This is a genomic window from Bacillus sp. ISL-7, assembly GCF_018613065.1.
The window spans coordinates 47,571-62,484 of record NZ_JAGGQW010000057.1 but is presented as its reverse complement, the minus strand read 5'-3'; the positions used below and the strand labels follow the sequence as shown (position 1 = coordinate 62,484).

Annotated in this window: 13 protein-coding genes and 1 pseudogene; 9 read left to right on the top strand and 5 right to left on the bottom strand. The window is 36.8% G+C overall.

What is annotated here, in order from left to right; translation table 11 throughout:
• Positions 1 to 30: 30 nt before the first annotated feature.
• The 3 genes and pseudogenes from J7E66_RS23555 to J7E66_RS32965 form a co-directional block, all read left to right on the top strand.
• Positions 31 to 234: a DUF3311 domain-containing protein gene (locus tag J7E66_RS23555; RefSeq protein ID WP_215004311.1), complete on the top strand. Its 204-nt coding sequence runs from the start codon at positions 31 to 33 to the stop codon at positions 232 to 234.
• A complete protein-coding gene (locus tag J7E66_RS23550) occupies positions 231 to 1,700 on the top strand; it encodes a sodium:solute symporter family protein (RefSeq protein WP_215004309.1) in 1,470 nt (489 codons plus the stop codon). Before J7E66_RS23555 ends, J7E66_RS23550 begins: the two co-directional genes overlap by 4 nt.
• Before the next feature lie 278 nt (positions 1,701 to 1,978).
• Positions 1,979 to 2,116: pseudogene (locus J7E66_RS32965) on the top strand (NAD(P)-dependent alcohol dehydrogenase); the annotation flags it as partial.
• 132 nt (positions 2,117 to 2,248) lie between these two features.
• Here the strand turns inward: J7E66_RS32965 and J7E66_RS23545 are convergent.
• A complete protein-coding gene (locus J7E66_RS23545) occupies positions 2,249 to 2,743 on the bottom strand; it encodes a hypothetical protein (RefSeq protein ID WP_215004307.1) in 495 nt (164 codons plus the stop codon).
• Positions 2,744 to 3,149: 406 nt separating this feature from the next.
• Positions 3,150 to 5,363: a glycoside hydrolase family 3 protein gene (locus J7E66_RS23540; RefSeq protein WP_215004305.1), complete on the bottom strand. Its 2,214-nt coding sequence runs from the start codon at positions 5,361 to 5,363 to the stop codon at positions 3,150 to 3,152.
• 450 nt (positions 5,364 to 5,813) lie between these two features.
• Between J7E66_RS23540 and J7E66_RS23535 the strand changes: the two genes are divergently transcribed.
• The 5 genes from J7E66_RS23535 to J7E66_RS32010 all read left to right on the top strand — a co-directional run bounded on the left by J7E66_RS23535 (position 5,814) and on the right by J7E66_RS32010 (position 8,760).
• Positions 5,814 to 6,446 carry an FMN-dependent NADH-azoreductase gene (locus J7E66_RS23535; protein ID WP_215004303.1) on the top strand — a complete coding sequence of 211 codons (633 nt, stop codon included), beginning with the start codon at positions 5,814 to 5,816 and terminating at the stop codon, positions 6,444 to 6,446.
• Between the two features lie 943 nt (positions 6,447 to 7,389).
• A complete protein-coding gene (locus J7E66_RS23530) occupies positions 7,390 to 7,755 on the top strand; it encodes a hypothetical protein (protein WP_251033105.1) in 366 nt (121 codons plus the stop codon).
• A gap of 45 nt (positions 7,756 to 7,800) precedes the next feature.
• On the top strand, positions 7,801 to 8,124 hold the full coding sequence (locus tag J7E66_RS23525) for a 2Fe-2S iron-sulfur cluster-binding protein (protein ID WP_215004300.1): 324 nt from the start codon (positions 7,801 to 7,803) through the stop codon (positions 8,122 to 8,124).
• A gap of 35 nt (positions 8,125 to 8,159) precedes the next feature.
• Positions 8,160 to 8,282: a hypothetical protein gene (locus tag J7E66_RS32400; protein WP_285289251.1), complete on the top strand. Its 123-nt coding sequence runs from the start codon at positions 8,160 to 8,162 to the stop codon at positions 8,280 to 8,282.
• 220 nt (positions 8,283 to 8,502) lie between these two features.
• Entirely contained in the window at positions 8,503 to 8,760 is a 258-nt protein-coding gene (locus J7E66_RS32010) for a carboxymuconolactone decarboxylase family protein (protein ID WP_251033104.1), read from the top strand.
• Positions 8,761 to 8,838: 78 nt separating this feature from the next.
• On the opposite strand, the gene J7E66_RS23515 is transcribed toward J7E66_RS32010, so the two are convergent.
• Positions 8,839 to 9,150, bottom strand: a complete 312-nt coding sequence (locus J7E66_RS23515; RefSeq protein ID WP_215004298.1) for a winged helix-turn-helix transcriptional regulator — start codon at positions 9,148 to 9,150, stop codon at positions 8,839 to 8,841.
• Positions 9,151 to 9,890: 740 nt separating this feature from the next.
• Between J7E66_RS23515 and xerS the strand changes: the two genes are divergently transcribed.
• Positions 9,891 to 10,979, top strand: coding sequence for a tyrosine recombinase XerS (gene xerS / locus J7E66_RS23510; RefSeq protein ID WP_215004296.1), 1,089 nt, complete (start codon positions 9,891 to 9,893; stop codon positions 10,977 to 10,979).
• Positions 10,980 to 11,178: 199 nt separating this feature from the next.
• Here the strand turns inward: xerS and J7E66_RS23505 are convergent, their stop codons facing one another.
• Together J7E66_RS23505 and J7E66_RS23500 are read right to left on the bottom strand one after the other, a co-directional pair.
• The gene (locus tag J7E66_RS23505) at positions 11,179 to 13,068 is read right to left on the bottom strand and encodes an ABC transporter ATP-binding protein (RefSeq protein ID WP_215004294.1); all 1,890 of its coding nucleotides are present in this window, start codon (positions 13,066 to 13,068) and stop codon (positions 11,179 to 11,181) included.
• A complete protein-coding gene (locus tag J7E66_RS23500) occupies positions 13,065 to 14,792 on the bottom strand; it encodes an ABC transporter ATP-binding protein (RefSeq protein WP_215004444.1) in 1,728 nt (575 codons plus the stop codon). Before J7E66_RS23500 ends, J7E66_RS23505 begins: the two co-directional genes overlap by 4 nt.
• Positions 14,793 to 14,914: the final 122 nt, after the last annotated feature.

The window sequence follows — 14,914 nt, the reverse complement described above, 5'->3', positions numbered from 1 at the left end:
TTTATTGAGAAATTTTTAGGAGTGAGTGGATTGGAAAAAATACTAGTTGTTTTGTTAACAGTGATCCCGTTTGTTGCTCAATTATTAGTTATACCATGGGTTAACCATATTTATCCGATCATAATTGGATTTCCTTTTCTCCATTTTTGGTTATTAATTTGGATGATACTAACCCCTGTGTGTACATATGGGGTCTATTTGATTCAAAAGTCAAAAGGAGGCTTTGAAGAATGAAGGGGAATTTAACAGCACTTTTGATTACTTCCGTAATCGTTTTGATCGTCGTATTGATTGGATTTATGGCAGGACGCAATAAAACATCCCGTAGTTCTGTAGAAGAATGGTCGGTTGGCGGACGTCGCTTAGGGGGATTATTTGTCTGGTTTTTAGTTGGAGCAGATATTTATACAGCTTATACATTCCTTGGACTTACAAGCCAAGCTTATAAAGGCGGAAGTATTGCTTTCTTCGCTACTCCTTATGTTGTTTTAGCCTATCCACTTGCTTACTATTTTCTTCCGAAAATTTGGAAGGTTGCAAAGGTCCATAACTTAATGACCCTTGCAGATTATGTTAAAGGACGATTTGATAGTAAGTTATTTTCAACTTTAGTTGCTATTAACGGGGTTCTCATGCTCATCCCGTACATTGATTTGCAGTTAAGCGGCATAATTGATACGTTAACGTTTGCAGGAACAGGATATATTAATGTCACTTTCTTGGTCATTGTCTCCTTTCTGTTGGTAGCACTTTATACATTTTTTAGTGGAATTAAGGCACCTACCTATACGGCGATTATTAAAGATATTCTTGTTTGGGTCATTATGCTGTTTCTAGTTGTATCTCTTCCTATTATACATTTTGGCAGCTGGGGCGGTATGGTCAGAACGGCTATTCAACAAGCACCAGAAATGTTAACGATACCAGTTACTGGGAAACAAGGGATTCCATGGTTTTCATCAGCTGCCCTTATTTCTGCTTTAGCTTTGTTTATGTGGCCGCATACCGCAACGGGAATCTTTAGTTCCAAAGATGGGAATTCCCTTCGAATAAATGCCATTGTTCTTCCTTTTTACAATATCGTTTTAATGTTGGTTACTTTCCTTGGAATTACTGCCTTTCTTGTGATTCCTAAGGGTACCGATCCAAGGATCGCCTTTCTTTCGTTGATTCAAGAATCCTATGGAGGGGTTGTCCAAGGACTTGCCTATGCAACGATTGCTTTAGCCTCCTTAGTTCCTTGCTCACTTATGGCGATTGGTGCTTCCAATCTATTTGCCAACAATATTTATCGGGACCTGATAAATCCGAATTCATCTTCAGGCAGACTAACGATGGTCACCCGTTATATGGTATTTGTAGTCATGGGCTTGGCATTAATATTGGGACTCCTTATTCCGAGTGCGTTAGTATCCTTGCAGTTGATGGGGGTATCTGGCATTGTCCAATCCTTCCCGGCCATTGTTTTTAGCGTTTTTTGGAGGAATCTTTCTAAAGAAGCCGCATTAACTGGATTCCTTGCGGGGCTGGTAACGATTATTATTATTTACACAACCGGATATTCTTTTGGTTTTTATGAAGGCTTCTTGGGCTTAATTGTAAACATCATTGTAGTCCTTGTGCTCAATCTCTTCTTTGCCAAGAAGGCACAGCAACGGACAAACGGGGTCATCGATACCCTGTTTAACAAAGGCTCGTAGCTGGATATTCCACTAAATCGTTCATTTAAAAATACCTTAAAAAGTATAAAATGATGACATTTTAAATCTCTAGATGGGATTAGCGTCACATGCCCATCAAGCGAAGTTAAAATCATATCCTCAAAATGAAAAAACGCTATGCTTATCGTAAGAAGTTTACGAGAAAGGATGGTGTTTGTGAATGAATCCTATCATCACTAGTGAACTAACGCTTTTCACACACGAACTATAACGATTCTTATCACCGGCAGTGCTAGAATTACACATTCCAAAATTAATTAATTCAATATTATAAAGAAGGCAAATTTCCATTTGACAAATTAGTAAAATTTTACGACTTTGAAGATATCAACAAAGCTTTTGAAGAATCAAAAACTGGTGTAACACTTAAACCTATCGTAAGAATTGCTAAATAATAAACAAAATCTAAATATCGATATATAAAAAATGGACATAATAGGTACATCTAATATGTCCGTTTTTTTAGTTTATTTCAATTAAAAAAGGAGAAAAGCCAGGTAAACCGGACTTTTCTCCTTTTTATAAAACTAAGCTATATTTTCCATTCTAATCATGAATTTTATATCCTCATTACTAACGTTTAATAATCTTTCTAGCACAGCCAGCTTAGCGTTTGCTTCCTTGACTTCAAATACATTAACAACATTCTCTCTCTTTAGGGTACCTATCATTTCTGAGAGAACTTGTTTAAAAGTTTGTGAATCAACCAATAAATAATGAATTAATTCTATTACTGCTTCCTTTTCTTGTTTGTTTTTGATGGCAAAAAGGCTTTGAACATCAGCCTCTATTACAAAAAGAGATTGTAAATCTTCTGAAATTTTTATATTAACGTAACTTTTTTTATTTCCATAATACTCATTATCCCTAATTCGAATTAAATCAAGTCCTACCATAAATTCATAAAAAGGAGTGTTCTTATCAAGAGTACGAAACTCGTTAATTTCAATGTTTGATTTTTCTTCTATAAAGATTTCTTTTTCAAATCTAGTTTGAATTACTTTTGATTCTAACATATTCATTTTCCTTACCTCGCTTCTAATATTAATGTATATAAAAAGTAACATGTATACTTTAAGTAACTTAAATATATTATAGTAAATTTAGGCGAATAAATCAATCAAAGTTGCATGAAAATTTTCAGTAAATGTCCAACTATAATTATTAAACAACAAATATTACTATTTCTAATTTGTAATAGTAAATAAAAATATAGGAATAAGTCATTAGCCAAAAAATATTTGGAGGAATTTCTGCATGGAGAGTAATTGTGATTTTTCACCCTTGAAGCAAAATCCGACTCAATGATGAATCTATTAAGTTGAATGAATATAAAAAGTCTGATGGGATAATCATTCCATCAGACTTTTTTATATGGGTCAAACTATTTAGCTTTTGCAATTAATTGTAATATATTTTTCGGCTTTTTTATTCTTTTGAGGATTTTTCGGCATGAGCAGGTTTTCCTGTTTCGCCACCATGATCAGGTTTTCCTATCGCTTTACCTTGATTGTAGGAAAGACCAAACCCATACTTATATGCGTTACCAGATTTATTCACATAAGCATATGCAGGATCTTCTTCTGGTGCAAAACTAGGAACATCTCCGACTTCGTTGTCAACTGCTGTCATACTAGCAGGAAGCGCGAATGGAAGTTTTCCAATAGGATTAAATTCACCGCGAATAACATCAACAATAGCCTCAACTTTTGTACCAAAAGTGCCGATTAATGCGGCTGCATTTGGTTCAATTTCATCAAGTACCCATGGATTGGTCATATTTACAGCAGTGATAGTCGGAATCGTTTTTTGAATATCGATAATTCTATCGACATTATTGATTCCTGTTTCAGGGCCTACAGTGATTCTTGGATTATTATCCCAGTTTGACTGAACTGGTTTAACATAAACATAAGCATGTGTAGCCTCTTCAAGATTATTCGTAATTGTAATAGAAGGATCGTGCTTTTTAATCGTCTCGATTAATCCCTTAGTGCTTGCTCCATCGGTTCCACCAGGGAACATCTCGACGTAAAGTTTTACGTCTTTAAGCTTTGCATCTTTTAAAGGCAATAGATTTTTATCATTACGTAAAAGAACAATTGACTTACGATGTGCTTTATCTGCTAGTTGCTGTACTTCTGGATTATCTACCACATCAATAGCATTTTGTGGATCTACATATGGGTCTTCAAATAAGCCTAAATTCATCATTTCTGTTAGCAATAGAGTAACGGATTTGTTAACTTCATCCTCAGTAAGAATGCCTTGTTCAACGGCTTTGGTTATAAGAGTCGGATCAGATGATCCAGAAATAATATCTGTCCCTGCATTTATTGCTTTCGCCACTTTTTCTACAGCTGTTAAAGCTTCGGCACCCCAAGCATTATTTCCAACAGCACCCGTATCGGAGTTAACATATCCTTTGAAACCAAGTCTGTCACGTAAGAAATCTGTTAAGATTGCTTTGTTTAATGCAAAGCCAACTTCTTCAAATTGCTGATCTTCACTGTACCATGGTAATCCTTGATCTGCACTATCATTGCTTGGATAGGCGTAATAAGGCATAATAGACGATACATCCGCTGCGATAGCTGACTCGAAAGGAGGAATGTGATACTTAAGCAGACTTCCTTCAGTCGGATATGGATTGAATTTACCTTCCACAAAATGAGGGTCCAAACCATTATCACGTGCTCCGCCACCAGGGAAATGCTTTACGGTTATTGCAACACTGTCTTTACCAAGTTTCTCACCTTGGAATCCTTTGATAACGTTATATATCATCTCTGAAGCAACTTTAGGATCCTCACCGAATGTATCTTCAATTCTTGCCCATAGTGGGTCTGTAGCGATATCTGCCGTATACCCATAGACTTTGCGAATTCCGGCAGCTCTCCATTCCTTCGCAGCGATTTCAGAGAATTCATTTACAGCTTCCGTGTCACCAGCTGCTGCAAAACCTAATGGTCCCGGCCAAAAAGAATGTTGTCCCTCACTCGCAGCAATATTAGTGTAATCTGTGGAGGCATGGTTCCGTGGGTTCGAAGTAACAACAACCGGGATCCCTAATCTTGATGCCTCACCAAGTTCTTGCAGTTGATTCGTATATTTTGCTATCACATCTACAGTTGGTGTTTGACGGAAGATAACGTAGCGCATGTTTTTGCCGACAATCATCGAATCATCAACTTTTACATATCTGCCATCTGCTGGATTTGTAATTGGAGTGTGTGTGTTAATCAACATTAATCCTGCTTTTTCGGCAAGTGTCATCTTTGATACTAGATCGGCTACCCGCTTATCAACAGGTAATCTCCAGTCTTCGTATGTATCTAAGCCCTTGTCCCCATCCAAATCTCTAAACTGCTTGCCATCGACTTTAAGGACACCTTTCTTTGCTGCTTCGATTTCCGGTTGCCCAGTAGCCGGGTCAGCTTGTACACGATAAGTCACTGTGTCTGCCCCTGAGTTTCCAGGATTAGTCGCAGTTGGGTCTACATACCCTAAGTCTTCATTTCCATTTGCGTTTACCTGTGGAACCATGACTGGAGCCAACAGCGATAAAGAAAGAGCACTTGTCAAGACTGTTTTTCTTAGTTTTGAAGATTTTTTTCTGATTTTTGAAGATATTGAAGCCATTTTTTTCTTCCCCCTTTTCAATTAAAGTGCTGCAAAAAAACGCATAAGAGAACGCTTTCATATAGTAATTGTACAATTCTTAATATTCTAGCGAATAGGGGAATTTTTCAGGTTTATTTGTGTTTTTTTTATACTTTTATAAAAAATAGGAAAATAATCTATTCTATTTATAAAAATTCGGGAGTTCCATCCTCTCACAGATGAACTCTCCTTGTTATACTACTCAATATTGATAGCTTTTTTATTCTTTTGACCTTTTACGCTCATGCAGATCCTGCTTATATTTAGCCAAAGAAACGAGAAATCAACTCAAATTTAAAGTTAGAATCTAAATTCGGAAATTTCTAGTATGAGTGTTTTATTGACAAGAATACTAGATTAATATATTATTAATTCGAGATATATGATTTAAAAATAATAAAATCAAGGATAAAAAGGAGAATTATATATATGAATGTTTTAGTAGTTAAAGCAAACAATCGTCCAGCTTCAGAGGCTGTATCAAGTAAAATGTATGAAACTTTTATGGAGAACTTAGAAGGTGTGAATGTCACAACTTTCGATGTTTTCGCTAAAGATATGCCTTATTTTGGCCAAGATTTATTTAACGCTTTCGGCAAAGTTGAATCAGGCGAAGAAATGACAGACATAGAAAAACGTCTTCTTGCTGCAAAACAAAAAGCAATGGACGCTCTTACGGCTGCTGACTTAGTTGTATTTGCATTCCCATTATGGAACTTAACAATCCCAGCACCATTACAAACGTTCATTGATTATGTATATCAAGCTGGTTTCACTTTCAAGTACGATGAAAATGGTCAAGCTGTACAATTAATGACACACAAAAAAGCGATTATCCTAAGTGCACGCGGCGGCGTTTACTCAACACCGGAAGCAGCACCAATGGAAATGTCTGCTACTTATATTAAAAACGTGGTTGGCGGCGTATTCGGTATGGAAATCGTAGACGAAGTTATTATTGAAGGTCATGCTGCAATGCCAGCTCAAGCTGAAACGATTATAGCTGAAGGATTAGAGAAAGTAAAAGAAGCTGCAAAGAAGTTATCACCTGTAGCAGTATAAGAGTGAAGTAAACAAAAAGAAAGGCGCTTGGATATCCCAGCGCCTTTCTTTTTATTTTCACTCAAAGTGTCGATTAATACTTTGACATGTTTTGAGGAAGGCAGTAACTAGCTTTTCCTCATTCCCATAAAGACGTATAGATGGGAGCGGAATGGAGATTGCACCCCGATTTCCCAATCGATCTACTACAACAGCCCCTGCAGTACATATCCTTCAATATGCTTTAATCTTGAAAAAGCAAAGCCATCTTACGGACCGTTACTAACTCCTTTAACAGTTCATCCCGATTCGTAATGGTTTTATCCGTGTAATCTTTACATACATATATTTATAATAGCAAAATTATGAGGAAAGAATAATTGACAGGTTATTTTAAAATAATTACTACTATTACGTCTTTAATCAATAAGAATATTAATAAATAAGAAATCTAAAATAAATGGGAAAATACTTATAGGGAGAGCGGTAGAAAAGAATAGGAATTCGGGTTTGCAATAGTCGGAACTGGGCGCAGCACGCATTATGAGCAAATTTCAGCAATTGAAGGAGCAAAAGTGGTTGCTGTTTACTCCCGTAAAGAAGAAAAGGCAAAATCACTTGCAAAAATTATTTTAGCTATTTATGAATCTGCACGGACAGCTCATCCTGTACAAATAGAAGGTCTCTAACAATCCGGGCACCATACTCAAACAACGATGGTGATTGTATTAAAATACGGTGAAATAGTAACAAGTTCATCGGCTATATGAAGGACATTTCTCTTGATTTCCTAAGGGGTTTTGTCCTTCATCAGCTTTATAATTGATATGATAACAAAAAAACACTCTGCGATTTCTTATTTGAAATACAGTGTGTTTTGTCTTAAGAATTGTTTGTTTCTGCCTCGGAAGTATACTCGTTGATTATTTAGAGTGGTTAAGATATGAAGTACAGGTAGGCCAATATGTTTGGGTTAATAATAATTTTGAAAACCAATTATGCTCCGGAAGATATTGTTACAGGAACCTATCAATTTGAATCCGGAATTCATGGCGTAGGAAATTGGTGTTTTTCTGCATATGATGATGTAGATGTGAATGAAATCGTTGGCAGTAAAGGGAAAATTACTTTTTCCACTTTTGGTAATGAGCCAATTGTTTTGACAACCGCAAGTGGAACAGAGCAATGGAACTTTGAAGCGCCGCAGCACGTCCATCAACCCCTTGTAAAAACGATTGTGGCTGACTTAACCGGAGGAAGTGATCAGTGCTCAAGCACTGGCGTGACCGGTGCGAGAACCAACTGGGTTATGGGGGAATTAGATAATTGACAACCAAAACCCTAATAATGGAAAAATTCTATTATTAGGGTTTTGGTGTCTAAAATCACAGTTCTTGGATATGGAACTTTTGAAGTTGAAAAAGGGAGAAAGCTGGTACTAGCATTAGAAGACAACGGTGTAAATATCCTCCACCAATGTGGAGGAAAAGCAAAATGTACAACTTGTAGAGTAGAAATAATGAGTGGTGAATTTTGTATCGAAACAACTACTGAAAAAAAAGCTTTTAATAAGAAGGGAATTATTGATGATAATTTACGACTATCATGTCAAGTTCGAGTAGATGGAGATACAGAAATTATCCCAATTATGACGATGGAAAATTCAGGAATGGAACCAGGGCCAAGACCAGATGAATGAAATGATTAATTGTAGATATGTTTGGTGAGTTACCTATGATAAATTCCATTCAGGAGATAGAGACCGCTTGTGAATGGGGACAAAAACCACTAAAAATCATATTAGCTATTTATCAATCCGTACGGACAGGTCTACCTGTAGAAATAGTGGATTTTTAACTAAGAATCGGAATGTCCTTATTGAATTGATTCTCATACACGTCGTGCAAAAGCTGAAGGTGCATCACTAGAAGAATTAGTAGAAGCGGTCTTTGTAGTAGCAGGAGTAGAAGTAGAGGCAGGTGGGGTTGTCACTCATAGTACTCATATACATAATGCGATGGATTCAGAAGCAGATGATTCACTTTATAGACGCTCAAATCTAAAAAAGCTTAGTCAATTGAATAAATTTGCACCTGAAGGCTTTAAAGGTTATTCTACTTTTAGTAGAACAGCGATGAAGGACGGCAAGTTGAGTGGGAAGTTTAAAGAGATTATTGCTGTGGCAGTTGCTCATGCTACACAATGCCCATATTGTATAGATGTCCATACGAAAACTGCCATGAAGCTTGGATGTACAAATGAAGAGCTTGCAGAAGCAGTAATGGTTACTTCAGCATTACTTGCAGGAAGAGCTTATGCACATATCACGAATTAGATTCAAGCTATGGTGAATAACGAAAAGGTATTAAAATGCAATGAAAGACCTCTCTGAAAATTAGAGGGGTCTTTTAATTTATAACCATTTATCTGCCCATTCCTCTAAAGCTTTGAGCGATCGTCCGAGTTCTGTTCCTTTTTTGGTTAAAGAATATTCGGTCCGTACCGGTCGGTCAGCAATAACATTTCTTAACACAATTCCATTTTCCTCGAGTTCTTTCATCCTTTCATTTAATACTCTTTTACTTAAGTCAGGAATGAAGGCATGAATTTCACTGAATCTTTTTGGCTCCTTTATTAATGTATGAATAATGAGACCCATCCATTTCTTCCCCATAATATGGTAGCACTCTTCAACTTTATTGCATAATTTATTTTCTGCATCCATCTATTAACACCTCATAATAGTATCTTGGTTATTATTAATAACTATATATTAATAATAACAAAATCAGTTGTTAAAATAAAGTATTTACTGGAACAAAATTACCAAAGAATAAAATCTGTTCTTTTTCGTTCACGAATTTGACACTTATAAATTGACAGCTAAATTTAAAAAAGTTATTACTGTTACATAAAGTTACCTAGTTATTAATTGAATAATTTGATGGAACTAGAATAGAAGAGAAGAGACGAAGTAACGGATGAAACAGCTTACCATTGATTTAACAGAACAAAGAAAGAATAGAAGATAAGGATTGGTAGATATTAATTTCGTATATGTAAATTTTGAGAGTGGTAGTGGTCCAAAAGTGACCCATGCAGGACGCTTTTGTAATGTATTTGAAATAAGGGATTTCAAGATACAGCGACTTTTCATTTATCTTGACCCAGAATATGAAAATTAGAGATTTACTATAGTACCACCGGAACAAACTATCAAGCAGCTCAGTGGGATGTTGATGCAGAGAAACAAGCAGATGCAGAGGAGAGTTGGAGATCCATGAGATCGCCAGCTTTTTTTGTAAGGAGGAGGGACATTTATCGTATCGAAAGGTAAGTTCTTATGGCTAGAAAACAATAGAATGAAACAATTGAAGTGCCTGAACATCATTTTATATTATTACGTAAAATATAAATTTGACGTAATTAACTCGATTATGTAAAATATAGAAGTGAGGTGATTTTATGGTAAATCAAGATAAACTAACAAATTATAAAAAATTGCAAATCATACTTAACGAATTACCGTGGTATGTTGATGAATACATAAACCACAAACTCAGAAAACTTTCGACGGCTTCCTTATATAATTACTGCCATGATTATAAAATCTTCTTCAATTGGATGACCAACGAGCAATTAGTGTCTGGCAATGTCAAAGATATTCCTTTGGAACGTCTGGAGCAAATGACAGTTTTAGAGGTTGAAAGTTTTTTAAACTATCTCCATTATCAATTAAATAACAAAGAACTCACCGTAAATCGGAAATTATCTGCATTAAAATCACTATTTAATTACATGCAAAACATTGCTGAAACACCCGATTTAAAGCCATACATTAATCGAAATGTCATGGCCAAAATTGAATTTAATGAAGTAAAAGACAGCATGGAAACAAAAGCAAATAAAATGGAAGGTAAAATCCTTCTTGGCGATGAATATGAGAAGTTTCGCCTCTTTGTTGCTAATGATTATGGCGAAATGAACAAAGATAACAAAAAAATCTCTAACTTTTATCAATTAAATAAGGAGCGTGATACAGCGATTGTGTCATTAATCTTAGGATCCGGTCTTCGCCTTTCGGAGTTAGTTGGAATTGAATTAGACGATATCGATTTTAGTAAATATTGTGTACGAGTTATTCGAAAAGGTAATAAAGAACAATTTGTCTTCTTTAGTCAGGTTGCAATGGCTGACTTGAAAGAATATCTGTCGATTCGAACTGCTAAGTACCAGGTTGATAAAGCCAATAAGGCGTTGTTTATTTCTGCACCCATTGGACCAAAAGGAAAATCACGAAGATTAACGGGAAGATCTGTTGAAAAATTAATTGAAAAATATGCCACCGCATTTGGTAAACCATCATTATCCGTACATAAGCTGCGGCATTCGTTTGCGACCAGATACCATGCTGAAATCAATGATGTACCAAAATTAAGACGTCAATTAGGTCATTCATCGATCCAAACTACAATGATTTACACACATATTAAGAATGATGATCTTAAAATTGCTGTTGATAAAATGGATATGCCAAAAGAACAACTGGATTAATAATGACTGTCTGTAAAAAAGGCAGTTGATTTTTTTATTTTATCAGTTTACATAATATTATTATGTAACAAAAAAATGAAATAATCTCAATTACAAAGTATACTTAAGAAAATGAGACGGAATAAAATTTTTAATATTTTTCACTCTGCAAATTTAAAAATGCGTTCAGAAAGCTCATATGCTCTCCAAACGCATTTTTTTATCCTACATTTTTCATCGAATTGCTTCCAGTAAACTGACTATTATACAAATCTGCATAAAAGCCGCCTTTTTCAAGCAATTCGACGTGATTTCCTTTTTCAATCACACTGCCATTATTCATCACAAGGATTAAATCTGCATCACGAATCGTCGACAATCTGTGTGCTATAACAAAGCTTGTGCGCCCTTTCATTAAATGGTTCATCGCTTTTTGAATTTGTACCTCTGTCCGGGTATCTACACTACTTGTTGCTTCATCAAGTATGAGAATCGCTGGATTCGCGAGTATCGCTCTGGCAATGGTTAACAGCTGCTTTTGGCCCTGAGAAATATTGGATGCTTCCTCGTTCAATATCGTATCATAACCGTCTGGAAGAGTTCGGATAAAATGGTCCGCATTGGCTGCTCGCGCCGATGCCACCACTTCCTCTTTTGTTGCCCCTTCCCTTCCGTATGCAATATTATCAAAAATCGTACTGTTAAACAGCCAGGTATCCTGTAACACCATACCGAATAAACTCCTTAGGTGCTCCCTTTTTAAATCTCTCGTGTCAATGCCATCAATCAAAATTCGACCGGAATTAATCTCGTAGAAACGCATTAACAAATTAATAAGTGTTGTCTTCCCAGCCCCTGTTGGTCCGACGATCGCAACCGTCTGGCCAGATTTCACATCAATTTGCATATCTTCGATTAAGATTTTATTTTCCTCGTAGCCAAAAGTAACATGTTCAAATGTTACTTCACCCCTCGGAGTAGAAATCACTTTTTCAGCAACCGCTTCTGGGACCTCTTCAGTTTCATCTATTATTTCAAACACACGTTCGGCACTTGCGATAGTTGATTGAATCACGTTGGCAATCGATGCTGTTTGTGCAATTGGTTGAGAAAATTGCCGCGCATATTGGATAAAGGCCTGAATATCACCAATTTCAATCGCTTTTTTAGTGACTAGGATTCCACCAACGACTGATACAAGGACATAGCCAATATTATTGATAAAAGACATAAGCGGCATAATCATTCCAGAAACAAACTGTGCCTTCCAGGCTGATTGGTAGAGTGTTTCATTAATTCCTTCAAATTTGTCAATCGATTTCTGCTCATGGCCAAATACTTTGACTACCTTATGTCCTGTATACATTTCTTCTACATGCCCATTTAGCTCGCCTAGTGATTTTTGCTGGCCTTTAAAATACAGTTGTGATTTTTTGGCGATTTTTGCAATCGCTACACCGCTTAGCGGCAGTGTCACAATCACGATCAATGTCATCAATGGACTGATTGATAGCATCATGATGATTACCCCAATAATTGTAACCACTGAGGTAATCAACTGGGTTAAACTTTGCTGTAAGGTTGTGCTGATATTATCGACATCATTGACCGCTCGGCTTAGAATTTCCCCATGGGTACGTGAATCAAAGTATTTTAACGGCAGCCTGTTAAGCTTTTCTTCCACTTCTTTACGGAGATTATAAACTGTCTTTTGTGCGACGCCAGCCATGATATATTGTTGTAAATAGGCAAAAATCGCACTCAATATATAAAGACCTATTAGTAAAATAATAATTTGACCGATATACTCAAAATCTATTTTAGCCCCAGGAACCCCTCTGAGCTTCATCATTAAGCCTTCAAATAATTTTGTGGTTGCCTTCCCCATGATTTTAGGACTGACAATTGCAAAAATCGTACTGATAATGGCAGTAATTAATACGGAAAGAAGCTGTAATTTATAGGGCTTCAAATAGCTGATTAATCTGTTTAGTGTTCCTTTAAAATTCTTTGCTTTTTGGACAGGCATGCCCATTCCCATCGGTCCAAATCCACCACCAGGGCCAAGTTTGCGCGCCCCAGATTCTTGATTTTTGGGTTCCTTACTCATGCGATTTCCTCCTCTGACAGCTGTGACATCACAATCTCACGATAAATCGCACTCGATTCCATCAATTCTTTATGTTTACCGATACCAGTAACCTCGCCATTATCTAGCACAATAATCTGATCGGCGTCGATAATTGTGCTTACTCGTTGTGCCACGATTAATACCGTTGAATTGCCAGTTTCCCCTTTTAGTGCAGCGCGCAGCTTGGCATCTGTTTTAAAGTCCAATGCGGAAAAGCTGTCATCAAATATATAAATCTCAGGCTTCCGAACGAGGGCTCGGGCGATGGATAACCGCTGTTTCTGTCCACCAGAAACATTTGTTCCCCCTTGGGCAATTACCGCATCAAAACCTTCTGGCATGTTTGAAATGAATTCTTTCGCCTGGGCAATTTCGGCAGCATGTTCGACTTCTTCTGTTGATGCATTCTCTTTCCCATAACGAATGTTCTCTGTGATTGTGCCTGTAAATAGCACTGATTGCTGTGGGACAAACCCGATCTTTTCTCTAAGCTGTTCTTGGGTCATATCTCTTACATCCATTCCGTCGACAAGAACTTTACCACTTTCAACATCATAAAAGCGCGGAATCAAGTTAATCAGTGTCGACTTTCCGGAGCCTGTTCCCCCAATAATAGCTGTTACTTCACCAGGTTTCATAGAAAAAGAAATATTTGAAATTGCAGGCATTTCTGCTCCAGGATAACTGAAGGTAACATCCTGAAATTCTACGTGCCCTTTTGTGCCTTCCCCTGATAACGACGAAGATGGATCCTTAATATCGGCTACCGTCTCCAGCACTTCGTTAATTCGGACAGCAGATACCGATGCCCTTGGTATCATCACAAACATCATGGATAGCATGATGAATGAGAACATAATTTGCATAGCATATTGGATAAATGCCATCATATCACCTACCTGCATATGCCCATTGCTAATCCGAAGCCCGCCAAACCAGACAATCGCTACAGTTGAGAGGTTAAGAACAATCATCATAATTGGCATCATTGCAGCCATGATTTTATTTACCTTAATAGCTGTTTGGGTTAAATCCCAGTTGGCTTCATCAAAACGTTTCTTCTCATGCTCCACTCGATTAAATGAGCGAATAACACGAATACCAGTTAAGTTTTCTCGCAAAACGCGATTGAGATTATCCAATTTTACCTGCATTGCTTTAAATAGTGGAATTCCTTTTCTTGCGATTATGACGATCGCAAGTACGAGAATTGGCAAAGCGACAGCAAGAACTAACGTTAGCTTGGCATCCTTTGAATAGGCCATAATGATACCGCCAATACACATCATCGGTGCCATCGCCATCATTCGTAACATCATTACTAATACTTGCTGGATTTGAGTAATATCGTTGGTAGTTCTTGTAATCAATGAAGCAGTTCCAAGTTTATCAAACTCGTGCAGTGAAAAGTTTCCTACATGGGAGAAAATTTTGCTCCGCAATAGCTTTCCAAACCCTGATGCTGCTTTTGCTGAGTAGAAACTCGCAGCAATGGAACAAATCATCCCTCCCGCCGCGACGAGCAGCATGAAACCACCGATTTTCCAAATGTAGTTGGTATCACCAGTCACTACACCCTTGTCAACAATGTCAGCCATTAACGTTGGCAAATAAAGTTCTGACAATGACTGTAAAAGCACTAGGCCTAAAACCAAATAGATGGGTAATTGAAATGGTTTTAGAAATCTGGTTAATTTGATCAACATCTCTCAACTCCGTTTTCAATAATTCATACGAGTAACTTTATCCTATTTTTATGAACTAAGTATGAACAAATATATTTATTAAGTTTATAAAAAAGATCATTTGGCTTGTTAAGCAAACA

Coding starts and splice junctions, on each gene's coding strand:
- J7E66_RS23545 (WP_215004307.1), bottom strand. CDS start 2,743: ATGAATATGTTAGAATCAAAAGTAATTCAAACTAGATTTGAAAAAGAA.
- J7E66_RS23550 (WP_215004309.1), top strand. CDS start 231: ATGAAGGGGAATTTAACAGCACTTTTGATTACTTCCGTAATCGTTTTG.
- J7E66_RS23505 (WP_215004294.1), bottom strand. CDS start 13,068: ATGAGTAAGGAACCCAAAAATCAAGAATCTGGGGCGCGCAAACTTGGC.
- xerS (WP_215004296.1), top strand. CDS start 9,891: ATGGTAAATCAAGATAAACTAACAAATTATAAAAAATTGCAAATCATA.
- J7E66_RS23530 (WP_251033105.1), top strand. CDS start 7,390: ATGTTTGGGTTAATAATAATTTTGAAAACCAATTATGCTCCGGAAGAT.
- J7E66_RS32400 (WP_285289251.1), top strand. CDS start 8,160: ATGATAAATTCCATTCAGGAGATAGAGACCGCTTGTGAATGGGGACAA.
- J7E66_RS23540 (WP_215004305.1), bottom strand. CDS start 5,363: ATGGCTTCAATATCTTCAAAAATCAGAAAAAAATCTTCAAAACTAAGA.
- J7E66_RS23515 (WP_215004298.1), bottom strand. CDS start 9,150: ATGGATGCAGAAAATAAATTATGCAATAAAGTTGAAGAGTGCTACCAT.
- J7E66_RS23535 (WP_215004303.1), top strand. CDS start 5,814: ATGAATGTTTTAGTAGTTAAAGCAAACAATCGTCCAGCTTCAGAGGCT.